Annotated in this window: 20 protein-coding genes; 9 read left to right on the top strand and 11 right to left on the bottom strand. The window is 52.2% G+C overall.

The genetic code is table 11. From position 1 onward, the window contains the following. Nucleotides 1-10: 10 nt before the first annotated feature. Nucleotides 11-2,290: a patatin-like phospholipase family protein gene (locus JI741_RS08280; protein WP_236675950.1), complete on the bottom strand. Its 2,280-nt coding sequence runs from the start codon at nt 2,288-2,290 to the stop codon at nt 11-13. A gap of 221 nt (nt 2,291-2,511) precedes the next feature. Between JI741_RS08280 and JI741_RS08275 the strand changes: the two genes are divergently transcribed. Continuing rightward, on the top strand, nt 2,512-5,784 hold the full coding sequence (locus JI741_RS08275; protein ID WP_369411743.1) for a UvrD-helicase domain-containing protein: 3,273 nt from the start codon (nt 2,512-2,514) through the stop codon (nt 5,782-5,784). Between the two features lie 2 nt (nt 5,785-5,786). Here the strand turns inward: JI741_RS08275 and JI741_RS08270 are convergent, their stop codons facing one another. The 6 genes from JI741_RS08270 to JI741_RS08245 form a co-directional block, all read right to left on the bottom strand. Beyond that, nucleotides 5,787-6,089: a hypothetical protein gene (locus tag JI741_RS08270; RefSeq protein ID WP_202008571.1), complete on the bottom strand. Its 303-nt coding sequence runs from the start codon at nt 6,087-6,089 to the stop codon at nt 5,787-5,789. Between the two features lie 213 nt (nt 6,090-6,302). Beyond that, nucleotides 6,303-6,710, bottom strand: coding sequence for a DoxX family membrane protein (locus JI741_RS08265; protein WP_202008570.1), 408 nt, complete (start codon nt 6,708-6,710; stop codon nt 6,303-6,305). 51 nt (nt 6,711-6,761) lie between these two features. Further along, nucleotides 6,762-7,865 carry an alkene reductase gene (locus JI741_RS08260; RefSeq protein ID WP_202008569.1) on the bottom strand — a complete coding sequence of 368 codons (1,104 nt, stop codon included), beginning with the start codon at nt 7,863-7,865 and terminating at the stop codon, nt 6,762-6,764. A 156-nt stretch (nt 7,866-8,021) separates the two neighbouring features. Continuing rightward, a complete protein-coding gene (locus JI741_RS08255) occupies nt 8,022-8,306 on the bottom strand; it encodes an ArsR/SmtB family transcription factor (RefSeq protein WP_202008568.1) in 285 nt (94 codons plus the stop codon). A gap of 285 nt (nt 8,307-8,591) precedes the next feature. After that, entirely contained in the window at nt 8,592-9,986 is a 1,395-nt protein-coding gene (locus tag JI741_RS08250) for an ATP-binding cassette domain-containing protein (RefSeq protein ID WP_202008567.1), read from the bottom strand. Between the two features lie 47 nt (nt 9,987-10,033). Beyond that, entirely contained in the window at nt 10,034-11,551 is a 1,518-nt protein-coding gene (locus JI741_RS08245; RefSeq protein ID WP_202008566.1) for a TolB family protein, read from the bottom strand. A 291-nt stretch (nt 11,552-11,842) separates the two neighbouring features. Here JI741_RS08245 and JI741_RS08240 point away from each other — a divergent pair, with 291 nt between their 5' ends. The 4 genes from JI741_RS08240 (at nt 11,843) to JI741_RS08225 (ending at nt 15,823) form a co-directional block, all read left to right on the top strand. Continuing rightward, a complete protein-coding gene (locus JI741_RS08240) occupies nt 11,843-13,291 on the top strand; it encodes a DEAD/DEAH box helicase (RefSeq protein ID WP_202008565.1) in 1,449 nt (482 codons plus the stop codon). A 109-nt stretch (nt 13,292-13,400) separates the two neighbouring features. Then, complete coding sequence (locus tag JI741_RS08235; RefSeq protein ID WP_202008564.1) at nt 13,401-13,826, top strand: hypothetical protein; 426 nt, start codon at nt 13,401-13,403, stop codon at nt 13,824-13,826. Between the two features lie 135 nt (nt 13,827-13,961). Next, nucleotides 13,962-14,855: an oxidoreductase gene (locus JI741_RS08230; protein ID WP_202008563.1), complete on the top strand. Its 894-nt coding sequence runs from the start codon at nt 13,962-13,964 to the stop codon at nt 14,853-14,855. A gap of 155 nt (nt 14,856-15,010) precedes the next feature. Then, complete coding sequence (locus JI741_RS08225) at nt 15,011-15,823, top strand: helix-turn-helix domain-containing protein (RefSeq protein ID WP_202008562.1); 813 nt, start codon at nt 15,011-15,013, stop codon at nt 15,821-15,823. Between the two features lie 31 nt (nt 15,824-15,854). On the opposite strand, the gene JI741_RS08220 is transcribed toward JI741_RS08225, so the two are convergent. Continuing rightward, on the bottom strand, nt 15,855-16,430 hold the full coding sequence (locus tag JI741_RS08220) for a dihydrofolate reductase family protein (RefSeq protein WP_202008561.1): 576 nt from the start codon (nt 16,428-16,430) through the stop codon (nt 15,855-15,857). 101 nt (nt 16,431-16,531) lie between these two features. Then, nucleotides 16,532-17,059, bottom strand: a complete 528-nt coding sequence (locus JI741_RS08215) for a DinB family protein (protein WP_202008560.1) — start codon at nt 17,057-17,059, stop codon at nt 16,532-16,534. Between the two features lie 199 nt (nt 17,060-17,258). Here JI741_RS08215 and JI741_RS08210 point away from each other — a divergent pair, with 199 nt between their 5' ends. Beyond that, on the top strand, nt 17,259-17,750 hold the full coding sequence (locus JI741_RS08210; protein WP_202008559.1) for a GyrI-like domain-containing protein: 492 nt from the start codon (nt 17,259-17,261) through the stop codon (nt 17,748-17,750). Between the two features lie 16 nt (nt 17,751-17,766). Here JI741_RS08210 and JI741_RS08205 read toward each other — a convergent pair whose 3' ends face one another. Both JI741_RS08205 and JI741_RS08200 read right to left on the bottom strand, forming a co-directional pair. Next, nucleotides 17,767-18,507, bottom strand: coding sequence for a hypothetical protein (locus JI741_RS08205; RefSeq protein WP_202008558.1), 741 nt, complete (start codon nt 18,505-18,507; stop codon nt 17,767-17,769). Between the two features lie 149 nt (nt 18,508-18,656). Beyond that, a complete protein-coding gene (locus JI741_RS08200; protein ID WP_202008557.1) occupies nt 18,657-20,039 on the bottom strand; it encodes a Gfo/Idh/MocA family protein in 1,383 nt (460 codons plus the stop codon). A 900-nt stretch (nt 20,040-20,939) separates the two neighbouring features. Here JI741_RS08200 and JI741_RS08195 point away from each other — a divergent pair. The 3 genes from JI741_RS08195 to JI741_RS08185 are packed head-to-tail and all read left to right on the top strand — an operon-like array spanning nt 20,940 to nt 24,155. Further along, on the top strand, nt 20,940-21,953 hold the full coding sequence (locus JI741_RS08195) for a LacI family DNA-binding transcriptional regulator (RefSeq protein ID WP_202008556.1): 1,014 nt from the start codon (nt 20,940-20,942) through the stop codon (nt 21,951-21,953). A 28-nt stretch (nt 21,954-21,981) separates the two neighbouring features. Further along, on the top strand, nt 21,982-23,064 hold the full coding sequence (locus JI741_RS08190) for a phosphotransferase enzyme family protein (protein WP_202008555.1): 1,083 nt from the start codon (nt 21,982-21,984) through the stop codon (nt 23,062-23,064). Further along, complete coding sequence (locus tag JI741_RS08185; protein ID WP_202008554.1) at nt 23,061-24,155, top strand: aldose epimerase family protein; 1,095 nt, start codon at nt 23,061-23,063, stop codon at nt 24,153-24,155. The genes JI741_RS08190 and JI741_RS08185 overlap by 4 nt, the downstream gene beginning before the upstream one ends. The last annotated feature ends 251 nt before the right edge of the window (nt 24,156-24,406 follow it).

Here is a 24,406-nt window from a genome sequence, read left to right as displayed (position 1 = left end):
AGTGGGACAATTACTTTAGCAACTCCGAAAGTTTCTTCAACTCGACTTTGTTTTCGTCGGAGTTGATCGAAGAAATGATGCCATACTTCTCGCGCGTGGTGAGGCGCCAGCTGAGCGACGCGCGGGAATTGTTCTGGCGGATGCTATCCATTTTCTGAAGAATGGGCACATACGACTCGGCCTGGTATTGAATGTCGATGCGGTCGATGGAATTGTGAAACCAGTACTTGGCCTGGTTGATGAGCATGTCGCTGTTGATGTCCTGGAAATTTTCGAAGTTGTTGTAGACACTGCTGATGGGCTGCGTCACATCGTCGATGATGGTCTGGCCCACTTTGGGGGCGATGGTGCCCAGCTTGGGCGAATCGCGAATGGACACGAACACCACACCCGAAGTGTTTTCGGCAATCCAGTCTTTGTAGGCATACATGAAACGGACCGCATCGGTGAGGCCGAAGTTGTCGGAGATGCCGGCGTCCATAATTTTGATGGCCGGCTCGGTGGGCAGGGTTGTGTTGGGTGTTATATACGGGAACGTGGCGCTCATGCGCAGGGCCGACAGAAAACGGAGGTCGCCCGCACCCTGGTCCACGAACAACGTCTGAAAATCGATGCCAGCATATTTCGAAAGGGCATAGTCGGGAAAGCTCATGATGTCGTAGTTCATGAACGACACCGGGCGCGACGCGATGTAGAGTTTGCGGCCGTCGTTCACAATGGTGGGCGCCAGAATGATCATGGGCACCAGGCCCTGTTGTTCCACACTGTCGTAGGCTTTGATGGGTTTGTCCATCAGCCGCTCGGTGATCTGGTTCAGTTGTTCTTCGAAGGTGTAGCCGCGATCGCGATAGTAGTAGTTGCCGTTGTATTCAAATTTTGTGAAACCCACAAACAGGTCGTTGGCCATGAGGCTAAAGATGAGGGGATTCAGGTTGTCGGTCGATATGCGATGGCGATGGGTTTCGTTGTAGGGTTTCACCTTCTCGCCAAGCTTGTCGCGCAGCTTCAGTTCGCGAAAATAGCTGGCGCCGATCAGGCCACCCGAGGCCCCGGTGATGAGAATGCTTTTCTCCATGAGGTCGCCGTGCGTGAGACTGTCGGCCGTTTGAAGGGCCGTGAGTGTCCATAGGGCTGCGCGCTTTCCGCCGCCGCTGGCGCAGAGAAAAACCATTTTGGGTTTGTGATCGTCGGGGAATTTCCGGCGCCAGTTTTCCAGCATGCCCAGGTTGTTTTGCCAGTCGCGCTGCACATGGACGGTGTCGTTCAATTTACGCAGCGACGCCACCGAATATTCAGACGCGGGCATTTGATAGTTGAGGCCAAACGCTTCATAGCGCTTGGTGAGGTATTCTTCGCCCACCAGGTGGTTGAGCACCAGGAAAAGAATGAGCGCCGTGGTGGCCGACCATCCGCCAAACCAATAGGAAAATGCCCCGGCCATCATCACAAACACGGTGAGGAAGATGATGAAGCTGGCCGCAGCCGGAAGCTGAAACGACGGATAGTCTTTGAAAATGCCCAGCACCAAAATCAACCCGAAGATGCACAGCTCGATGATGACGAGGTTGAAATGGTTTTGATCGAACACCTGCAAGATGGTGGACTTATCATAGAAACTGGAATCCTCTACCTCACGTGATCTCAGTGTGAAGTCAAGGTAGTTGTCGACCCGTATTTGTTTTTTGCGGGCGATGTCGAGTTTCTTCATGGCGCTGGCGCGCGTCACCTTCACGTTTTGTTTGATCTTTTCGTCGATGCGGCACACCACATACTTGAAGATGTCTTTGTTGGTGAACCAGAAGTAGACAAAGAAGATGAGCGACATCACTGCATAGCCTGCAATGAGCCCAGCCAAATTCCACGCCAGGTCGCCGGTGCGGCTGTATTCGTTGCTGATCTGAAACTGAATGATTTCGTGAACATACACCACCAGAAAAATTGCCGGAATGATGCTGTTGTTGATGACAAACTTCGAGAACGGTCTGCTGAGCGCACCCACAAACGAAAAGCGATGGCCGTCGGTGATGTAGCACGTGATGTGAAACGCCGTGGTGAACCCCGCCGACACCATGCCGATGATGAAGAAGCTCCGGAAGTTCACCTGGTTGAGGTATTCGGGATCGAGAAAAAGGTAGGGAATGCCGAGATACTTACCGAAGCTGCCCGTGACCATGGCAAACAGAATGATCCAGCACAATATCAACACATGATTTCGCTTGATGTTGTTCAGCAACAGCTGAACGGGAAAAGAGTACACCAGCTTCGGGAAAATCAAAAACAGTTTTCTCATAGAAAGACGCCCTTCAAGTTATGAAATTTTAGGTTCCATACTGCCCCACACGATGAATACCGTGCCGACGGCTTAGGTAAGGGCTAACCGGCCAGAATATTAGCGCCGGCAGTCACGGCCTTTTTCGATTTTTTCATCGATTGGCGTGGCAAACATCCTGTATTCTTGCCGTGTTTCAGTAAGTTTGCCCGCAACCGGCGTGACGGTGCAAAGCCGTTGTTATTTTCAACGTTTGTTCATGTCACGCTCCTAACACGCTGCATTCCCTGGATAAACTATTCTCCATATATCGCTCCTCGGCCGGTTCGGGCAAAACCCGCACGCTGGCCAAAGCCTATTTGCTGCTGGCCCTGCAATATCGCGCGGGCTACTTCAAGCATATCCTGGCCGTGACGTTCACCAACAAGGCCACGCAGGAAATGAAAGACCGCATCCTGTGGTATCTCGACACGTTTGCCAAAGGCGAGCCCGACCCGCTGGCCGACGAACTGAAGGCCGAACTCGGGCTGGACAACAACACCTTTCGCCAGTATGCACAGGAAGCACAGTCGGCCATCCTCCACCAGTATGCACAATTCTCCATCAGCACCATAGACGCCTTTTTCCAGAAGGTGATACGCTCGTTTACGCGCGAAGCCGGGTTGGTGGGCGACTATCGCCTGGAGATTGAGCAAGACGCCGTGATGGAGGAAGTGATCGACAACCTCATCGACGAACTTGGCGCCAACAAAGAACTGACCGACTGGGTGGTGGAGTTTGCCAAAGAGAACCTGGAGAACGAGCGGGCCTGGGATGTGCGCCAGAACCTGATTGACTTCTCGAACGAAATCTTCCGCGAAGAATTTAAGGACATCGAAGAGCTGGTCATCAAAACCACAAGCGACCGGAAGTTCTTCAATACGCTCCGCACCACCTTGTGGCAACAAAAAAACTTCTTCCTCAGCAAAGTGACGGCGCCCGCCAAAGAAGCCCTCTCTCTGCTTAACGAATGGAACCCCAGCGACATACACTATGGCAAAGGCTCGGGGCTCTATGGCTTTCTTGAACAATATGCTGCCGAAAAACGACTGAAAGAAATCAAGCCTGCCGGCGATCGCGTGGCCACCTACTTCATGACCGCCGAAAACTGGCCCAGCAAAACGTGTCGCAACCGGCAGGGCCTCATCGCGGTGGCCGATCACAAAATCATTCCCATCATTCAACAACTGATGGCAGACTATGATGCGCACTTCGAAAAAAGCCTCAGCGCCGAAGTGGCCATCCAAAACCTGTATGTGTTCGGGCTGCTGGCCGACATCTCGCGCAAGCTTCGCGAATACAAAGACGAAAACAACCTGATGTTACTGGCCGACGCCCCCAAGTTTTTGAACGGCGTGATCCAGGACAGCGACACCCCTTTCATTTACGAGAAGGTGGGTTCGTTCTACAAGAACTACCTCATCGACGAATTCCAGGACACGTCGGCCATGCAGTGGAAAAACTTTTTGCCGCTGTTGGTAAACAGTCTCGACCAGGGATTTTCAAGTCTGGTGGTGGGCGATGTGAAGCAGGCCATCTACCGGTGGCGTGGTGGCGATCTGAAATTGCTGCAACAGGAAATTGAACACCACATTGGCCCATCGCGTGTGTCGGTGAAGGAACTGAGCAGCAACTACCGCAGCGCACCCGTGGTGGTAGACTTCAACAACGCCGTGTTCGACAAGGCATCGAAGATCGTGACGATGGAAACGGGACAGTCCATTCCCGTGGAAGCCTATCGCGACATCACCCAAAAAATATCGCGCCACAGCGAAGGCTTTGTGCAGGTGAAATTTTTGCACGAAGAAGAATCGATGAAGTGGAAGGAACAAGCGCTCGACGAAATTCCACTTTACCTTGAACGCCTCCAGGAAATGGGCGTGCCCTTGAAAGACATCGCATTTCTTGTGCGCAAGAATGAAGAAGGGCAAGAGATTGTGGCACACCTGCTCAATTACAAAAATTCGGGCAAAGCCAAACCCGGCTGTGCCTACGATGTGATCTCGAACGAATCGCTTCGCCTCGACGGTGCAGCCACGGTGAACCTCCTGCTCGGCGCCCTGCGCTATTTGCTAAACCCGGACGATGCCATTGCGCGCGCGCAACTGGGCTATGAGTTTGCCAAGCTGCACGAGCCGGGCCGCAACCTCACCGAAGTGTTTGCTGTGACCAACCAGGTGTTCTTTGAAGGCAACCTGCCCGACGCCTTCAAGAAAGAAAAACCGGCGTTGAAAAAACTGCCGCTGTTTGAGCTCACCGAAACCATCATCGACATCTTCAAGCTCGGCGACGTGACCGGCGAAATTGCCTATCTCCTCGCCTTCCAAAACCTGGTGCTGGAATTTTATACACGCGAAAAAAACGATCTCGGTGCATTCCTGGAATGGTGGGAAAACAACAAACACAAAAAATCGGTGCAGGTTTCGGGTGAGGTAGACGCAGCGCAGATTCTGACCGTGCACAAATCGAAGGGTCTGCAGTTCAAATATGTGATCATCCCCTTCTGCACCTGGAACCTCGACCACGACGCCCTGCGCTCGCCACACCTGTGGGTGACGGCCGAACAACAACCTTATGCGGACGCGGGCTTTATGCCGGTGAAATATTCCAGCATCCTGCAACAAACCTACTTCGCCGACTACTACGAAACCGAACGCACCCGCAGCTACCTCGACAACCTGAACCTGCTCTATGTGGCGCTGACTCGCGCCGAGACCGGCCTCATGGTGATGGCCCCACACCCCGACGTGCGCAACACCAAAAAGAATGTGTCGGCCTTGCTCTATGCGAGCATCCCGAAAGAAAACGAAAAACACTGGAGCGAAGCGTTGCAGGAATACAACGCCGGCGTGTGGTCGGCTGCCTCTTCCACATCGGTGGCCCGCGACAACGCCATGACGTTGCCGGTGTATACGTCGTTCCGCTGGCGTAACAAATTGGTGATGCGCCAGTCGGCTAAATCATTTTTTGAAGACACGCCTTCGGAGCAGCAGGAAAAAATCACCTACGGCATTCACCTGCACGCGGTGCTGTCGCGCATTCAGTATGCACAAGACATTCCCGACACCCTGGACCGCATTGTGTTGGAAGGGTTGATCACACAAGGTCAGAAAGAGGAGTTGTCAGACCAGTTGCAGGAGCTGCTGCGCAACGATCAGATCGCCTCGTGGTTTAGCGAAGCGTGGGATGTGCGCACCGAAATTCCCATCCTCATGCCGGGCGGCATCGAGAATCGCATCGACCGCCTGCTCATCAAAAACAAAAAAGCGATCGTCATCGATTTCAAAACCGGAGAGCCCACACGCGCCGACCAACACCAGGTGTCGGAATACATGGAGATTTTGCGCCAGATGAATTTCATCGACATCACCGGTTTTTTACTTTACATCCGGAAGGGTGAAGTGATTTCGGTGCCCCGCGGAAAACCGAAGGCGGTCCGGAAAAAGGATGAGCAACAGTTGGGGTTGGGGTTCTGAGATCAATCGCGGGTGCTTAATGTCTCCACAAAAGTTTTGAAGTCGTTGCCCAGTGCTATGGCCTCTTCGGCCGACATGAGTATGAGAGGCATCTCGTAATATTCTCCCCGTGTTCTTATCAATCGCGAACGCCTCGTCAGCGCCGTTCGATCCGATAACAAAAAAATCGGGTGCAAATTCCGGCACATCATACCCCGATTGAGTTCAATCAATTCCTCCACGGGCCAAAGCCTGAGGTAGGTGTTGTTCAACTCACCTTCTGCACCGTTCGACACGGCCATGAATTCCAAATAATCCTTTGGCATGGCGAAGTCTATCGCTTCACAAAAATTCTATATCGACTTGGGATCTGCGGGTGCTTTCAGAACGAGCGGCATAGTTGTTTCTGATTTTTTATCCATCCATGGCATGGACTAATTCGGTTATAAATATCACCGATACACACCACCAAAAAAAAATGTTAACCCCAACTTGCGCCGGGGTTAACACCATTCATCTATCCGCTGAGTTAAATTGTATTAGATATTCGCCGTCGCCTTCGGCAAAAACAGGGGTTTGAAATAGTCGCGGTAGCCCCAGGCCAGGTAAAGTTGCAGGGCGATGATCACCACAGCCATCACCACGTTGTCGGTGAGGAAGGCGTGGAAGAGCAGGATGTTTATGCTCACGGGCATGAGGATCACCAACGCGAGCGGCACAAACACGCCGGCCAGCAACAGGATTCCCATAATCACTTCGAGGCCTTTCAGGAACGGGAAGAAATAGCCCGACTGAAACAACGCGCCTGCAAAACTATCGGCCGGTCCGCCAGCCGAGGGAGGTGTAGGCAGGAAGTGCAGGAAGAAGTTGAGTCCGAAGACGAAGTAGATAAGTCCGAGCACGATGCGGGCACTTACCACACTGAAAGATTTGATTTTTGTTGACATAGCATTTAAGCGTTTTAGGTTTGTTATATATAAGCTGGTCTTTTCAAAATTTTAGACGCTCACCGATTCATCCTCAAACACCGGATAGTCGATGAGACCCTTGGCGCCGCCCGAATAGAGGGTTCGCGCATCCAGGAATAGGTTGAGCGGAAAGTTTTTGCGGAAGCGATCCACGAGATCGGGGTTGTTAATGAATGGTCTTCCGAAGGCTATCAGATCGGCCAGGCCAGATTCGATATCTTCTGTGGCACCGGCCAGGCTATAGCCGCCGTTTAAAATGAGTGTGCCGTTGAACTTGTCGCGAATGGCGCGCTTCATGCTCAGCGGAATTTCCGGGCCACCGGTGGCCGAGTGATCGGCGAGGTGGACATAGGCAACGCCGAGGTCGCTCAACTGCTCCGCCAGATATTCATAGGTGGCTGTCACTTCTTCATAGTAAGGCATTTCGTTGGCCGCGCCGAAGGGCGACAAACGAATGCCGGTGCGATCGGCCCCAATGGCAAGGCTCACGGCCTGGGCCACTTCCAGCACAAAGCGCGCGCGGTTTGTTATGTTGCCGCCATAGTTGTCGGTGCGCTGGTTGGTGTGGGGCGAAAGAAATTGTTCGAGCAGGTAGCCGTTTGCCCCGTGCAGTTCCACACCGTCGAAGCCTGCAGCGATGGCGTTGCGTGCGGCTTGCACAAACTCATCGCGTGTGCTTTGCAGCAAGACATCGTCCATCGTTTCGGGAACCGGGAATTTTTGGTGTCCGTTTTGATCGGTCCACATTTCTCCATTGGCTGCCACCGACGATGGGGCAATGAGTCGTGCGTTTTCCGGTAGGTTGTCAGGATGGCCGATGCGTCCGACGTGCATCAGCTGTGCGAAAATTTTACCACCCTTTTTGTGCACGGCGCTGGTGATGGGCTTCCAGGCTTCAATTTGTTGCGCAGAATAAATGCCGGGCATCCGTGCATAACCCAATCCATTCGGTGAGGGCGACACCCCTTCTGAAATGATGAGGCCCGCAGAAGCGCGTTGCGCATAATAGGTGGCCATAAGCTGACTGGGAATATTATCGACTGCCCGCAGACGCGTCATGGGTGCCATCACGATTTTATTGGTGAGAAGGTGTTGACCGAGTGTATAGGATTGAAGGGCTGTGGAAGTATTCATGTGCATGTATGATTATATTAAAGAATGATATATTTAAATGTTTCGATGTATTTATTCAAAAAAATACCGTCAGTTTCTTATGCTATAAGCCGTCTCGTTCCCGAAAAGTTCATCGATACATTTAAATTTTTCGATGTATTTTCTCAAAAAAAAGGACTAGTTGGATTTCAGCAAGTTAACGGCCATTGTATAGTCTTTTACGAGCTGTTCGTTGAGGCTGTATTTATGGTTCCGTCCTTCTTTTTCGGCTTCTATCAAGCCGGCTTCCACTAAAATCTTGATGTGGTGGCTGATGGAGGGCTGTGTAAGGTCGATGACGTCCTGGATCTCAGAACATTGCCCACACCCTCCTCTTTTTGAGATATGCTGCAGGATCTTGAGGCGGTTTGAGTCGCCCAAAGCCTTCGAAATCTTCTCTACTTGTTTCCAGTTCAGTGCCATGATCGTGTATAGATCAATGTAAATATATTAATCTGAGCTAACTACGCAAAGGCTCTCGAAAAAGTTTCCCACAACCGTGTCGGCCCGGATCGCTCAGCGATTGCGGGATTTATCGCATTCGAAACAATGATTGCCGGCTCGTACAAAACGAAAGTGAAAATTTCGTCGTGGCTATTCTTACATGCGATTCGCGATGACCCAGCCGCTTTTGAAGCAGACCCGCAGAACGACATAAATCATTTGCTGACGCTGCATTTCAAGGTTAGGCCGGAACAGAAGCCAACTTCACAGCCTCAACGTGTGCGCTGCCCACTCTGCAATGTCTTGCGCGTCGTGGGTGATGAGAATTAGGGTGGTGTCGGCATGAAGCTGCGATTGCAAAAAGGATGTGATGCGCCCGCGTTGTTCCAGGTCGAGAAATTGGAAGGGCTCGTCCAACAGTATAAGTTCTTTCTCTGTGAGGAAGCAACTCATCATGAGCAGCATTTGCAGTTGGCCGGACGAAAACACGTTCACAGGTTTGTCAATGTAGTGACCGGCATCAAAATAGTCGACCAGCGTTTGCAGCTTTTCGCCGGGGGCATTCCTGTTCTGGTTGGTGATGTACCACCGGCCCGATTGCGGAATGGACTTTGGCGACAGGTAGTTGATCAGTTCAGGCCCCAGGTAGTTGATGCGCCGCTTAATGTCCCAGATAGATTCGCCACTGCCACGACGGCGACCAAACAGCGAGATGTTTTGCGTGTAGGCCATGGGGTGGTCGGCGAAGATCATGCTGAACAGCGTGGTCTTGCCCGCACCGTTCCGGCCAACAAGCGCCCAACGTTCTCCCCGATTGACATGCCAGTTAAAATGTTCGAGAATTACTTTCTCGCCATATTGAATTTTGAGATCACGAATGGCAATGACAGGCTCCCCATTGCTTTCTTCTATGATTGAAGTCGTTGTTGTCGCCAACGGCAATTCCATTTCGCTTTGTGCCGACACGATTTCCGTTTTCTTAACACCAAATTTCTCCAGCACAAGTCTCCGGTTGATCACCGTGGGCAGTTGGTGATAGTGATCCACCATGATGATTTGTATGCCGTAGGTGGTGGCGATGAAATCGAGGAACGCACAGAGATCGTTCCGGCTTTGCGGGTCCAGCCCTTCAAAGGGATAGTCGAGCAACAACACCTTTGGAATTTCGCTGAGTATGCTTTTGCAAAACAACACCTTCTTCAGTTGTCCGTTCGACAGTCGTGTCACCTCCACGTCGAGCAGGTGCGCGATGGAAAGGCTGGGGGGAATGTTGAGCGCTTCAAGTTGGTCTGCTTCCTTTCCCAATATGCTTCGCACCGTGGGCGTGGTCTCCGACTCGTTGAGGGTGTAGTAACGTTGTTGATAAAACAGATTGGGTGTGTTGGCGAGGAAGGCCTGCAGCGCGTGTGTGGGGATGTAGTGAATTTTGCGTTTGCGTTCGGCATGGCGTTCATCCCAGGTGTTGCCCGCGATAAAATCCATGTGCAGTTCGCCTTTTGGCAAGTGCACTTTCCCGGCCAGCAATTCCAGCAGAAGCGTCTTGCCACTTCCATTTGCACCGGTGATGACCCAGTGTTCTCCCGCGTTTATCGTCCAACTAAAATTATCAAACAGGCGTTCGCCCGATTTAATGATGTCTGCGTGCTTTATCTCTATCATCCTACCCTATCAAAAATTAAATCGGGCGTTGTGCAGCCAAGTGGATCTCACTTACCCGAATTGCTCACGAACGCAATATACTTACTATCGGGAGACCAGGAAGGAACATTTATGCTGCCTTGTCCACCATACAAGTAGGCGATCACGCGTGGTGCCCCACCGTTGACGCCCATCAGCCGAAGCATCACGCGCTTGTAGGACGGGTGGTCGTTCACGTTGATGTCGGGTGGAAAAGAAATGAAGACAATCCATTTTCCATCGGGCGAAATGTGCGGGAACCAATTGTTGTACTCGTCGAAGGTGAGTTGTTCTTTTGCTGTGCCGTCGGGCTTCATACGCCAGAGTTGCATAGTGCCCGATTGGTTTCCGTTGTAGTAGATGTATTTGCCATCGGGAGAATATTCGGGACCGTCAACGTGCGTGTCTTTGTTTTGCGTGAGTTGAATTTCTTCGCCACCGCCGATGGACTTTTTATAGATGTCATACACCTTGCCATCGCGTTGCCCCACGTACACCACGTCTTTTCCATTGGGTGACCAGCCGTGCCAGTAAGAAGGCGTTTTGTCGGTGATCTGTTTTGGTGTGCCTCCTTCCAGCGGCAACACATACACGGTGGAACCACCGCCGGGCAGGCCATCGCGATGATGACTGATGGCAAGCATTTTCCCATCGAATGAAATGCCGTGGTCGTTGTTGTTCCGGTTGGCAAAGTCGGTGTTGAGTTTCTCGGGTGTTCCGCCGTTCACGGGTATTTTATAAAGCGATCCGCCTTCGTTGAATAAAAGCTTCTGCCCTACGGGCATCCAGTTGGGAGCTTCGAAACGACCGGTCGACTCGCGAATCACTTTGCGTTTTCCATCCCACACGTTCATCACTTCCAGGCGACAACCGATGAAGCCTTCTTTGTAGGGGTTATAATTTTCGGCCACGGGCTGATCGATGCGAACATTCCACACGCGGGCTTCCTCCACCACATCGGGGTTGTGTGAGCAAATGAACAGTCCGGCCAGTAGTTCGTCTTTCAAATGATCGAGCGTTACGGAGCCGATCACTTGCAACGGCTCGCCACGGTGGGCAGCGCGCATGATGATCTTCTTTCCCACGCGTTCCACCTGAATGATCTGGTAATTTTTTTTCGTGGGAAAGATCTCGTCTTCGGGGTCGCGCATGAAGGCGCCTTTCAGCATGCGCCATTGCAACACCGTGAGGCCGTCGCCATGCGCCGTGGCGGTCACGTGTGCAGCGTTGTCGTCTTTCGATTCGCGGATCATCCAACCGATCTTTCTGTGGGGATCGGTGCCGGCGCCAACAAATTCAAAATCGGCTGTGAGAATAAAATCGCCTTTCAGTTTTTTGTAGGCATACTGAAACTCATCGCGTGCAAACCAGATGTTGTAGCCGGCACCTTTGAGTGTATAGGTCTGCGTGTCGTCGTTGAACTGGGTTGCGCCGGCAAACTTGGGCGAGCCCACGTCTGCATAGTCTTGAAAGATGCCGATGGGGCGTTCCTGCGCCAGCATTGCGTTCGCCAGCAGCGAGCAAAGGAGGAAGAAAAATGATTTCATGGGTTGGGGTGGTAGTTTGGGTTGTTCGAAAAGGTCTTGGAATCAATTTATCGAAAAACCGGTTTTGTATGCGTTGCCGATGTGTCAGACGGTTGGGATTGATGCTGAAACGACCCGGAAAGGTTCCGGATGGATGGGTTGGGATGGAGTGACGGTACTCTCGCTAAAGTTTTGTACCTTTGCACATCACTCCTCCAAAATCACGTAAAAAAGGCGTTTTCACGCCACGATTATTCAAGAGGCGTCATTTAAACAGCTAACAAAGTCCTCTTGTAGCACAAAACAAAAAACATGTCATTCGAAAAATTAAATCTCATTGAGCCCATTTTACGGGCCCTGAACTCAGAAGGCTATACGAAACCCACTCCTGTACAGGAGCAATCTATACCCATCTTGCTGGAGCGCAAAGACCTTTTGGCCTGCGCTCAAACCGGCACCGGAAAAACCGCTGCCTTTGCCTTGCCCATTTTGCACCTGCTTCACCAGGATGAACTTTTTGTGAAAGGTCCTGCGGGCATCAAAGCCCTGATCTTAACACCCACCCGAGAGCTAGCCATCCAAATCGGTGAAAGCTTCGCCGCCTATGGCAAACACCTTCGTCTTCGCCACACAGTGATTTTCGGTGGTGTGCCACAGCGTTCACAAACGGATGCGCTGCGCGCCGGTATAGACATTCTCATTGCCACACCCGGTCGTTTGCTCGACCTGATGGATCAGCGCTTTGTGAAACTTCAAAACCTGAAGATGCTGGTGTTGGATGAAGCCGACCGCATGCTGGACATGGGCTTTATTCACGATGTGAAAAAAGTGATCGCCCGCGTTCCCGAAAAACGGCAGACCATATTCTTCTCGGCAACCATGCCGCCCGAAATCGCCAAACTGGCCGACACCATTCTCACCCGCCCCGAGCGCGTGGAAGTGACGCCGGTTTCGTCTACGGCCAACACCATTCAACAATCGGTGTTTTTTGTGGAGAAGAAGGACAAGAAAAAACTGTTGTTGCATTTGTTGAAAGACCGCAGCATCGCTACGGCGCTGGTGTTTGCCCGTACGAAGCACGGTGCCGATCGCGTTGCCAAAGACCTCAACCAGGCGGGCGTGCGCGCAGAAGCCATTCACGGAAACAAATCGCAGGGTGCACGTCAGCGTGCCCTCAGCAACTTCAAGTCGCAACAAACGCGTGTGCTGGTAGCCACCGACATCGCCGCCCGCGGCATTGATGTGGAAGACCTTTCGCACGTGATCAACTACGAACTGCCCAACGTTCCCGAGACCTATGTTCACCGCATCGGCCGCACAGGTCGCGCGGGTGCAAACGGCATCTCGTTCTCGTTCTGCGACGAAGAAGAAAAAGAATACCTGAGCGACATTCACAAGCTCATCAAGAAAAACATTCCCGTGGTGGAGGATCATCCTTATCCGATGTTACACGTGGGTATGCCCAAAGCCAATGCGGCGCCGCGTCAACAACAGCAAGGCAATCGCGGTGGCAACCGGAGCAACGGCGGAAACCGTAATGGTGGCAACCGCAGTGGTGGCAACGGTGGCGGAAACCGAAACAGCAACGGCAATCGCCACGGCGGCAATCGTCGTAGCAGCAACGGAGCAACTACAGCATCGTCGCAGCCTTCGTCGGCACAGCCCAAGCGTTCGGAAGGTGGCAACACTTCGCGCCCACGTGAAAACAACAACGGCGACAAAAGCTGGGGTGGCGGCATTCATCGCTCAAGCCTCGACTAAGACGCGACCACGCCGACTGCCGACGCAGAACGCGTAGCCACGAATATTTTATCGCAGCATCATCCCAAACCTGCATTAACATCTATCTTTGATCGTTAATGCAGGTTTTATGTTTTTACGCGGTTCGCTGATTTTTATCTTCTTCTTTCTCTCCCTCGCCCTCCACGCACAAAAGACCCACGACATCATGGTGGGTGGCGCACTGGACATTGCGCGCACCGACTACGACAGCTTCCTGAAGAAAGCACAATTCGCCGCCGAAGGGCATTACTTTTTCACACCTCAATTCACAGGCTCTGCCGGCGTGGACTACTGGACTGATGGCGGTGCAAGTCTTGTGTTGGGCGGACGATGGTATCCATCCGAAACCTTCTTTACTCGCGTGCGCGGCCTGATCGGCCAAAATGATTTTGCTGTCGGCGCAGGCTGGCACGTTCAGATGGACGAAGCATGGCGCTTTGAAGCGATGGGCGATTTTTATTTCAAGGGCGAGTTCGCCATACGGATCGGTGTGATGCACGCCTTGAATTTCTAGAGAGGTAAGCACAATGCGCTTTACATCCGCGCATACCATCTGCAGCCTGATCTTTCCAACAAACTACATTGAGCCTTTTAACAAAACTGCCGCGCGATAGCACGCCTACCTTTGTCATTATAAAAAAACAGAATCATGACAAAAGTTTGGTTTATCACAGGCAGCTCCCGCGGATTGGGACGCAGCCTTGCAGAAGCAGTGTTGGCACATGGCGACAGGGTTGCCGCGACAGCACGAAACACGGAACCGTTGAACAACCTTCTCGACAAATATCCCGGACAGGTGCTTCCGCTGAAACTGGATGTGACGGTGCGCAACCAGGTTCACAAAGCCGTGGCCGATGCCATCGCACATTTCGGTCGCATCGATGTGCTGGTGAACAACGCCGGGGTGGGCATCACGGGAGCCGCGGAGGCATTCACCGACGAGCAGGTGCGCAGTCAGCTCGACACAAATCTTTATGGTCCCATTGAAGTGACACGCGCCGTGGTGCCCCACATGCGCCGACAGCAGTCGGGAAGAATTTTACAGATCAGTTCCATTGGCGGCCGTGTGGCCGGTGCGGGGTTGTCGATGTATCAGTCGGCCAAGTTTGGTTTGAGTGGTTTCAGCGAAGCGCTTTCGAAAGAGGTGGCACCGCTGGGCATCCGTGTGACGTGTGTGGAGCCGGGCGGATTCCGGACAGACTGGGCCGGTGCATCGATGACGTTTGCACCGAGCGTGGAAGGCTATGAAACAACCGTGGACTGGATGCGTGGATTTTTCTCCGGCGACTTTGTGCCCATGGGCGATCCTGCCAAAGCGGCAAAAGCCATGATCGGCCTGGTCGACCATCCTGAACCTCCCGTGCACCTGGTGCTGGGCAGCGAGGCCGCCGGTATTTTGAAACTCGCCGACGAAGCACGCAAAGCCGAATTCGAAAAATGGATGTCCGTAACGCTGTCTACCGACCACGATGATGCCGTGAATTTCCTGGATACAGCCGCCGGAAAAGCCCTGATGAACTTAAAGGCCATTGACAAGCGTTAATAGTCCAACCACGGTCAGCGGCTGTTTCTTCACGGGGCAGCCGGCCAACGGCCTGGCTTTTTTGAAAACACTTTAGGAAAATAACGTCAACAGGGTTGCGCGTTTTTGGCGGGCGATCCTGTTGATCTTTTTAAGTACAAAACGTATTGACGGCTATGGCCTCGAAAGAGAAAGACAACCGGCTGCCGCACATTCTCTACTCTTGCTATTCGCACAAGAGCAGTGAGGGCGAGCAATTTGTGCCGGACCATGTATTCGGATTCACCATAGAAGGAAGTTCCGACCTTCACATGAGTGGAAAAACGTATACGTTCAATCCCGGAGACTTCCGGTTTTTGCGAAAGAATCAACTCGCCAAGTTCACCAAGCGACCTCCTGCCGGTGGGGAGTATCGATCGGTGTCGGTCATGATTGATGAACAGACGTTGCGCAGCATCAGTGCGGAACACAATCTGAAAATGACGGCACCGTATACGGGCGAAAACGTGTTGACCTTAAAATCGAATCCGTTGTTTACCAACTTTATGGATTCACTCACGCCCTACCTCAACACCACCACGCCGTTGAACAACGCCGTCACCAACCTCAAGGTGAAGGAGGCGGTGATGCTGTTGCTCCAAACGCATCCCGAACTTCAAAACGTGTTGTTCGACTTCAGCGAGCCTGGCAAGGTGGATCTTGAAGCCTACATGAACGAGCACTACAAATTCAATGTGGACCTGACGCGTTTTGCGTATCTGACCGGCCGCAGCCTGGCCACATTCAAACGCGACTTCGAACGCATTTTTCATACGTCGCCCAACCGCTGGATTCAGCAACAGCGACTCAAGGATGCTTACTATCGCATTAAGGAAAAAGGCGACCGGGTTTCTGACGTTTATCTGGATGTGGGCTTCAAAGACTTGTCGCATTTCTCGTTTGCGTTCAAGAAAGCCTATGGCATCACGCCGTCGAAGGTGGCGGGATAAGTTTCGGTTGGCTGCGTGTTCTGAAATCTTCTTACCTCGCGTATTGCAGAACGCTTACGCCGCAGGAAAAACCCTGGCTGCTCAATAAGCGCAGGGGACGGCGTTCGGCGAAGATCGGAAGGCCTTTGCCCAGGGCGATAGGGTTCACAAAAAGATAATATTCGTCTACCAGGTTTGCTTTGATGAGCGACGACACAAAAGACGCGCCGCCATAGGCAATGAGATCTTTGCCCGGTTGTTGTTTCAGTTTGTTCACTTCCTGCGCCAAGTCTCCTTTGGCCAGCACAGCGTTGGGCCACGGCGCTTTCTTCAGTGTTTTTGTGAACACCACCTTGCTTGCATCAGTAATGTTTTTCGCGAAGCCATATTGCGGATCATCGGCGCGTTCGGCCACGGCGCCCCAGTGATTGATAAATCCTTCTTCGGCCATGTTCTTGCTGAGCAACACCGTGTCGATGGTGGCATGCAGTTGTTTGAAATAGGTTTGCAGTGCTTCATCCCAGGTCCACTCCGGACCCCAGTTCCAGATCATCCAGTTTCCGTTGCCGTCGACTGACGCAATGTAGCCGTCGATGGAGGTTTGTATTTGGAGTTTCAGTTTGCGCATGATGTGTGGCCTAAGGTTCTATCTGATCGTTTGTGAAAGGAAGTTACTGATTTATAGGCAGCGATTTCAGTTCCGTTTCAATTCCCGCGAGCGACCACGGTCTATTGTTGTTGCAGGTGTGTTGCTCCGTTGAGTACCCGATGCAGGTTTTGAAGTTGCCGCGTGTGTCGTTTGGCGTGACACACCACAAAAGTTGCCCACTCAATGCCGGTGAGTTCGCCGAACGTTGGAAAGGGGAAGTCGGGAAAGGTGAGCGTGAGATCGATCGTTTCGGCCAAGTGCCGGATGGCGAAGCGGTTTGTGCGGAGTTGGTTAATCAGTGTATCCTTGTCTTTGGGTGTGTTGGAAGGAAGAATGAATTCGGGCGATTCCATTTTGATGGTGTAGTCGAGGAAGATGGACTTGAGGGTGTCCGCTTTTTCGTCGGGCTTGCGCAGGGTTGGGATGACGCGTCCGGACCATAACTTGGGGATGCCGGCTTCCGATTTGTATACATGTTCGGCTACCTGCCCGGGTGTCCAGCTTCCTTCGAAGGGAACCGTGTTGAACTGTTGGGGCGTGAAGGACGCGAGCACGTGCAACAAGTCGTGCGTGGTGGTGTCGAGTAGAATCAGCAATTCGCGTTTCATAATGACATGAGGTGTTTCGTGTGCTGTGAACATATCACAAAGATAGAACCGACACCGGCCATGGTGTGTGTTGTGAACCTGACAAACTGAGGGGGTGATTCTGACAAAAAAAATTCACCAAATAGGTTAGCGCCTTCCCCCTTCCTGCGTTTGACCATCTGAGATTTTAAACCGAAATTTCACCAATAAATTTTTATTCATGAATGAACCCCGCATCGAAACGTTGCCACCCAAAAAACTTATTGGCCAGCGTGTCCGCATGAGTTTGACGAACAACAAAACAGCGATGCTCTTTCAGGGCTTTATGCCGCGACGCAAGGAGATTGCCAACACGGTGTCGAGCGACATTTTCTGTGTGCAGGTGTATGACACCGGTTTTAGCATTCATGGCTTCGGACCCGATACCGAACACACGAAATGGGCCGCGGTTGAAGTGACGCACTTTGATGACATCCCTCACGCGATGGAAACATTGACACTTTCGGGGGGACTATACGCTGTCTTTCTACACCAGGGCGCTGCCAGTGATTTTGAAAAGACATTTCATTTTATCTATGCGGACTGGTTTCCGCGGTCAGGGTATGCGCTGGATGCGAGAGCACATTTTGAAATTTTAGGTATTAAGTACAAGAATAATCAGCCGGATTCGGAAGAGGAAGTCTGGGTGCCGGTGCGGTTGAACCCTGCATAGCTATAGACGAACCACCTCAGCTTTGCCAGATTAATTTATATCTGAAAACTTTCCATTGCTCGTCCCTGAATTCAACAAACGCGAATAATCCCACACCGTTCTTTCCGCTGACGACACGTTCGCAATACAAAATGGCTTTGTCACCAGATGCATTAAAGACGGGCTTTGACAGACAGAGGGTTCCGCCATCTCCAAACCAATGTGTCGTTCGCTTATCCTCAACAACGTTCATGAAATGAACATTGAATTCGGACGCCTTCTTTCCACACGGGACAAACAATGAATCAAGCATGTGAAGAGTCGCTTTCGAAAAATCTCTTTGAAACAGAGTGTCCTTGGCAAGAATTGCCTTAGTTTCTTCTTTATCATCCCTCTTCATATTGCCGCGTTCATAAACACCGATCTTGTCATAGAAACTTATCGTGGCCTTGGGTAATAAATTCATTCTCAATTCGCGGTAATATTGCAAGCTCCGTTCAAATTCCTCCTCCGTAATTTCTCCTCTCCTGAATTTGCTGTAGGAACTATCAAGAGTCGCTTTAAACACTGACAAATTTTGGTCATAAAATTTGTCGTAGATTATTTGTCCCAGTACAACATCATAAAAATCGGCAACTTCCTTTTCTGGTATTAGTCTGAACTTATCGATAGGAAAGAAACATAGGATGCCCAGTAGTAGCATAAGCACCGCATAGACAGGCAAACCAAGACTTGTGACTCGTTTCAGTCTGGGCGACTTCATTATCTGCTTCGTCATAGTTCTTTAATTCGAAGGAATGAAAAAAGTCACAACACTCAAGCGCGTTGTCAACAAGACAAAAAAAACCGCCGCAGATCCTGCGGCGGTTTTGAGTTTTGGAGAAGCCTGTTGCCTCCTCCGTATTCATCCACTATCAACCAGTCAAATCAGTAATCACTTTCCAGTCCAAACACCGGCTTCCGGTTTTTCCAGGCGCCTTTGGTGAAGTCGGGGATGTCTTGCACTTGTCCTTTTTCGGCGATTGATTTTTCGCTGAGGGGGGTGATGGCATACCAGGTGGCGAGGTCATAGACATCGAGGGGGAAAGGGATGTCGCGCTTGATGCATTCGATGAAGGCATTGTCGACAAAGAAGTCCATGCCGCCGTGGCCGGAGTCGGCGGCGTTGGAGGCATATTTTTTCCAGAGGGGATGGTCGTATTCGTCCATGTATTTTGTGGGGCTCTCCCATTCGTGGTGCGGGCTTTTGTCTTCGAAGTGGATGAAGCCTGCTTCGGGTTGGCCGGCGCTATAGTCTTGCCAGATGCCGTTGGTGCCTTGCACGCGGAAGCCCAGGTTGTAGGGGCGCGGGCCGGAGGTGTCGTGGGTGAGCACGATGGTTTCTTCGTTGGCCGTTTGGATTTGGGTGGTCACGATGTCGCCAAGCTTGAACTCCGCCTTGGCATTGGGATGGTTGGGTCCGCCCTTGGGATGGTTCACGATGTAGCGATGCAGTCCGCGCGACTTGGTAGCGATAGACGACAGGCGTGTGAGCCGGTTGCCACGGTTGATGTCGATCATGTTGGCCACAGGGCCGAGACCGTGTGTGGGATACAGCTCGCCGTTTCGGCTCTGGTGTTGCAGGCTGCGCCACTTGGCTTCGCTAAAACCCTTCTCGCCAAACTCCACGCCTTCGGTGTGGGGTGCGCCTCCGTTGAAGAGCACTTCGCGGAGGTCATGTTCATAGCCGCCCTGCACGTGCAGGATCTCGCCGAACATTCCCTTCTTCACCATGTTGAACACGGCCATGATGTCGCGGCGGTAGCATACGTTCTCGAGGGCCATGAGGGGCACTTTTGTTTTTTCGTAGGCATTCACAAAGTCCCACGAGTCTTGCAGCTTCATGCCGCCGCACACTTCCATGGCCACGATCTTGCCGGCTTGCATGGCCTCCACGCCGTGTGGCAAGTGCCAGTCCCAGGGCGAGGCCACAAACACGGCGTCGATGTCGTCGCGCTTGAGCAGGTTTCGGTAGTCGTATGGGCCGGAGGTGTATTCCTTGGGGGCTTTTTTATTGTGTTTGGCGATGAGGGCCTGGGCCATGGCCATCATTTGTTTGTCGGGGTCGGCCAAGGCCACGATCTCCACATCGCTGCGTTTCAGCATTTCGCTGAGGTGTGTTTGGCCGCGCAAGCCCACGGCAATGAAGCCGAGACGCACTTTGGTCTTCTTTTCTTCGGCATAAGCTCTGAGGTCGGCTGCACTCAGTGTGAGGGCGGCGCCGGCCATGAGCGTTTGTTTAATGAATTTTCTGCGGTCTACGGTTAGCATAGTGGTAGTGAAAGGTGAATTTCTTTTCGATTTTCTGGCATTTTGGGTCCGATTCAAAATCGTGCAAACGTTTCGCTGGATTTTTGTTGATAAAATAATGGAATGGCGCCGTAACATTGTGTGGCTGTGGCGTCTTTTATTTTGAACATGCGCGCTTGGGTAGGCAGATGGGCAACGGAACTTGTGCGTGAAAAAATCATAATCGAGACCACGCGCTTCCGTTTTCCGAATTCTGCGTGAGGCGTTTTCACGATCGTTGACCACCACCGTTTTTTAACAGTATTGTCTGATCCGAATAACGTGGGTCTGTGTGTTAGATAGAAATTCGTCTGCGTACAAAACGTGATGACGGATTCGAACGCAAGGCTTGTCGTTTTCCGATGGGGTTTTCAAATTTATCGAGATGTGTTTTGTATTCTTCTGTCGTGGTTCGCTTCGGCGTGGCATGGCGACCGATGTGCCTCGGCGAGGTTTGGGTTGGTGCCGAACACCGGCTACCCCCCGAAGCCCGGCCAGGGATTGCAGTGGAAAGGCCGCAGGGTTGGGTTGAGCATTGGCGCGGCGTTGGAACGGAAAGCCCGGCCCCGACGCGTCGGGGGGACGCCAAAAAATCTGATTACGACTTCCGCCTATCGCGACCGACACGGTTCTTTGCTTTTGTGTTTGAACAAGGGTTGAACGGTGGGTGGCTGATGAGAATAGGATTGGGTCGGGCTCTTATGGGAAGGATTGGGCCGGACCTTCGGACATGCTGACCTGGGTTGGGTTGGCAGGAGAACACCGGCCCTGTTTCGACACCGTTGACACACACCCACACACTTCCTTTTTTTGCCAATAGTATTCACGATTCTTTATAGATTACACGCTTCAACCTCGTCTCATTATCGACCCCATCGCTTTATGAAGAAGGCCCCGACTATAAAAGAAATTGCACGGATGCTGAACCTGTCAATTTCCACGGTGTCGCGCGCGCTGCACAACAGCGAAGGGATCAGCGAAGGCACTACGCGTCGCGTGAAAGAGGTGGCCCATGAGTTGGGCTATGAACCCAATCAGACGGCGTTGTTTTTGAAGTCGGGCAAAACGCTTACCCTTGGCGTGATTTTGCCCCACTTGTCGGAGGCTTTTTTTTCGGAGGCCATCAGCGGCATCGAAGATTTTGCCAGCGAACATAACTACAACGTGTTGATGGGCCAATCGCACGACGACACCGAACGCGAAAAGAAAATTGTGGAAGCCATGAAGAACCATCGCGTGGATGGCATTCTGGTGTCGATCGCCAAAAACACAAAAGACTTTTCGCACTTCGACGCGCTGCAGAAATACGACATCCCTGTGGTGTTCTTCGACCGCGTGCCAGACCGCTATGAAGCCAACACGGTAACGTGCAAGATGGAAGCGGGCATGCTGGAGGCTATCGAATTTTTGGTGAAACGCGGGCACACACGCATCGCGTTCATTAACGGTCCCAAAGAACTGCTGGCCACCAGAGAACGGCTGGCGGGCTATGACTCAGCGCTTCGCTCGCTGCACGTGGAGGTGAAGCCGGAGTTTGTGGTGCATTCGGATCTGTCGCCCGAAGCCACGTGCCGTGCCATGCAAACGTTGCTCACGTTAAAGACCGGCCCCTCGGCCGTGATTGCATTCAACGACTATGTGGCGCTCGATGCCATGCAGTATGCGCGCAAGATGAACATCAGGATCAACCAGGACATCAGCTTTGTGAGCTTTGCCAACCTGCCGGTGTGGAGCTATATGGAAAATCCGCCGCTGGCTTCGGTTGAGCAGTTTCCCTATCGCCAGGGGCAGCGCGCCACGGAGATGATTCTCGAGATTTTGAACACGCCCAAACACAAGGTGACAGACAAGTTCAAGAAAATAATATTAGAGCCCAGATTGTTTATACACACCTGAGCACGTTAACCTTTTAGCAACCTTATCAATGATCGCATCCATTCTCCAATCCTACGGCCTCGACAGCAGCGCTTGTGTGGTCGACCCTTTGGTGAGCGGCCTCATCAACAAAACCTGGAAAGTGTCGTGTGGCCCGAAGCATTACATACTGCAACGCATCAATCACTTTGTGTTCAAGAATCCGTTTGAAGTAGCCAACAACATCAGCATGGTGGACCAATATCTGCACGAGCATCATCCTGACTATTTGTTTGTGGCACCCGTGAAGACGTTGAAGAACGAAGACATGGTGCACGACAAAGAAGAAGGTTATTTCCGCATGTTTCCGTTCATCAACGGCTCGCACACCATCGACGTGGTGTCGTCGCCGGACCAGGCGTTTGAGGCGTCGTTTCAGTTTGGCAAGTTCGCACGGCTGCTGTCGGACTTCGATGCCGAGAAACTGCACGACACCATTCCCGACTTTCACAACCTCACGCTGCGCTACTATCAATTTGACGACGCAGCCCGCTATGGCAACCCCGAGCGCATCAAGCGTGCGGCCGCCATCATTGCCGACTCGCGCAAACACCTGCACATTGTGGAGAAGTTTGAAGCCCTTCGCCTCAACGGCACCGTGAAGCGCCGCGTGATGCACCACGACACCAAGATCAGCAACGTGCTGTTCGACGCCCAGGGCAAAGGCCTCTGCATCATAGACCTCGACACGGTGATGCCCGGCTTCTTCATCAGCGACATGGGCGACATGATGCGCACCTACTTGTCGCCGGCCAGCGAAGAAGAAAAAGATTTTGACAAGATTGAAGTGCGCGACGAGTTTTTCCGCGCCATTGTTCACGGCTATGTGAGCAGCATGGGCGACGCGCTGACCGACGAAGAACAGAATCTCATTCTCTATTCCGGCTTGTTCCTCATCTACATGCAGGCCATCCGCTTCCTGGCCGACTATTGTAACAACGACGCCTACTATGGCGCGCGCTATGAAGACCACAATTTTGTGCGCGCCAGCAACCAGCTCATTCTGCTGAACCGGCTCGAAGAAAAAAGCGATGTGTTTCAAAAAATTATTGCCGACGAATTAAAAAACAAAAATCATTTTTTCCTTTCATGAATGCTTCCCCAGCGCAGCCTGCCGCTGCACAACACACGCTTGAAAAAACGTATTGGGGCCATGTGGGCGGCAAAGCCATCTGGCTCTATAAACTCTCACTCGCTGGCGGCCTTCAACTGCATGTAACCAACTATGGCGCCATCATCCAGTCGCTCTATGTGCCCCGCCCCGACGGCACTTCGGTTGACGTGGTGCTGGGCTACGACACGCTGCACGAGTATATCGACGATCCATTCTATATGGGCTGTGTGGTGGGCCGCGTGGCAAACCGCATCGACACCGGCAAAGTGAACATACAAGGCCGAACCTATCAGCTTGCCGTGACGCCCGGCGGGTTTCATCACCACGGGGGGCATATTGGTTTTGGAAAAAAAGTGTGGGATGCCGAAACGTTTGGCACGGCCAACACCGTGGGCATCACATTGCAATATGTGAGTGCTCACCTGGAAGAAGGATTCCCCGGAAACCTGACCACGCAAGTAACCTACACCTTGCATCGCGACAACCGCCTTACGGTGGAGTTTATGGCCACCACTGACCAACCTACACTCGTGAACCTGACACAGCACAGTTATTTCAATCTTGGCGGTCATGCGCATGGCAATATTGGTGGACACTTGTTGCAGACCCATGCGCCATGGTATTTGCCGGCCACAGCGCGGCTCATGCCCACAGGCGAGATTGCGTCGGTGAGGGGCACGCCATTTGATTTTCGGGAAGAGCGTTTTATTGATGAGCAGATTGATTCAGACTACAGTCAGCTGCGGGCAGCGGGTGGCTATGATCATTTTTTTGTGCTGGAGCGTGAGCATAGTAAAAAACTGAAGGCGGCGGCGAGTGTGATTGAGCCGCGGTCGCGGCTGCGAATGGACGTGAAGACAACCGAGCCGGGGTTTCATTTTTATGCAGGGAATTTTTTGGATGCCGATTTCAGGGGCAAGCACGGTGCGCGGTATCACTTCCGTGGCGGGCTTTGTTTGGAGACGCATCATTTTCCGGATGCCGTGAATCATGGGAATTTTCCGAGTACGGTTTTGATGCCTGGGGTGGAGTTTGGGAGTTTGAGTGAGTTTTTGTTTAGAGAGGGGTAGGCGTTGACTTGTGATTGTTTGTCTGAACGTTTTGTGAGATAGATTCTTTCTGTGCGTCATTTTCTTGTCGCATTTCATAGCTCCGCTCATGGCCGCGGGGGCCTCGCATGTTCCCATCTGGGCTATGCCCTACCCGCGCATGCCATGACCAGGCCAAAGGTAGGCCAAGGCCCAGATGGGAACATGCTGGGGGGATGGTGTGGGAGTGAGAGTGAATGAACGTGATTTGTTCTTCATCCCCGTGAAATCAT

The organism is Chryseolinea lacunae, from assembly GCF_016735595.1.
In the GTDB taxonomy this organism is placed as follows: domain Bacteria; phylum Bacteroidota; class Bacteroidia; order Cytophagales; family Cyclobacteriaceae; genus Chryseolinea; species Chryseolinea lacunae.
The sequence above is the reverse complement of the archived record's forward strand: the minus strand, read 5'-3'. Positions and strand labels throughout refer to the sequence as shown.

Coding starts and splice junctions, on each gene's coding strand:
- JI741_RS08205 (WP_202008558.1), bottom strand. CDS start 18,507: ATGACGAAGCAGATAATGAAGTCGCCCAGACTGAAACGAGTCACAAGT.
- JI741_RS08250 (WP_202008567.1), bottom strand. CDS start 9,986: ATGATAGAGATAAAGCACGCAGACATCATTAAATCGGGCGAACGCCTG.
- JI741_RS08190 (WP_202008555.1), top strand. CDS start 21,982: ATGATCGCATCCATTCTCCAATCCTACGGCCTCGACAGCAGCGCTTGT.
- JI741_RS08270 (WP_202008571.1), bottom strand. CDS start 6,089: ATGCCAAAGGATTATTTGGAATTCATGGCCGTGTCGAACGGTGCAGAA.
- JI741_RS08265 (WP_202008570.1), bottom strand. CDS start 6,710: ATGTCAACAAAAATCAAATCTTTCAGTGTGGTAAGTGCCCGCATCGTG.
- JI741_RS08255 (WP_202008568.1), bottom strand. CDS start 8,306: ATGGCACTGAACTGGAAACAAGTAGAGAAGATTTCGAAGGCTTTGGGC.
- JI741_RS08245 (WP_202008566.1), bottom strand. CDS start 11,551: ATGAAATCATTTTTCTTCCTCCTTTGCTCGCTGCTGGCGAACGCAATG.
- JI741_RS08230 (WP_202008563.1), top strand. CDS start 13,962: ATGACAAAAGTTTGGTTTATCACAGGCAGCTCCCGCGGATTGGGACGC.
- JI741_RS08240 (WP_202008565.1), top strand. CDS start 11,843: ATGTCATTCGAAAAATTAAATCTCATTGAGCCCATTTTACGGGCCCTG.
- JI741_RS08210 (WP_202008559.1), top strand. CDS start 17,259: ATGAATGAACCCCGCATCGAAACGTTGCCACCCAAAAAACTTATTGGC.
- JI741_RS08225 (WP_202008562.1), top strand. CDS start 15,011: ATGGCCTCGAAAGAGAAAGACAACCGGCTGCCGCACATTCTCTACTCT.
- JI741_RS08215 (WP_202008560.1), bottom strand. CDS start 17,059: ATGAAACGCGAATTGCTGATTCTACTCGACACCACCACGCACGACTTG.
- JI741_RS08185 (WP_202008554.1), top strand. CDS start 23,061: ATGAATGCTTCCCCAGCGCAGCCTGCCGCTGCACAACACACGCTTGAA.
- JI741_RS08220 (WP_202008561.1), bottom strand. CDS start 16,430: ATGCGCAAACTGAAACTCCAAATACAAACCTCCATCGACGGCTACATT.
- JI741_RS08235 (WP_202008564.1), top strand. CDS start 13,401: ATGTTTTTACGCGGTTCGCTGATTTTTATCTTCTTCTTTCTCTCCCTC.
- JI741_RS08280 (WP_236675950.1), bottom strand. CDS start 2,290: ATGAGAAAACTGTTTTTGATTTTCCCGAAGCTGGTGTACTCTTTTCCC.
- JI741_RS08195 (WP_202008556.1), top strand. CDS start 20,940: ATGAAGAAGGCCCCGACTATAAAAGAAATTGCACGGATGCTGAACCTG.
- JI741_RS08200 (WP_202008557.1), bottom strand. CDS start 20,039: ATGCTAACCGTAGACCGCAGAAAATTCATTAAACAAACGCTCATGGCC.
- JI741_RS08260 (WP_202008569.1), bottom strand. CDS start 7,865: ATGAATACTTCCACAGCCCTTCAATCCTATACACTCGGTCAACACCTT.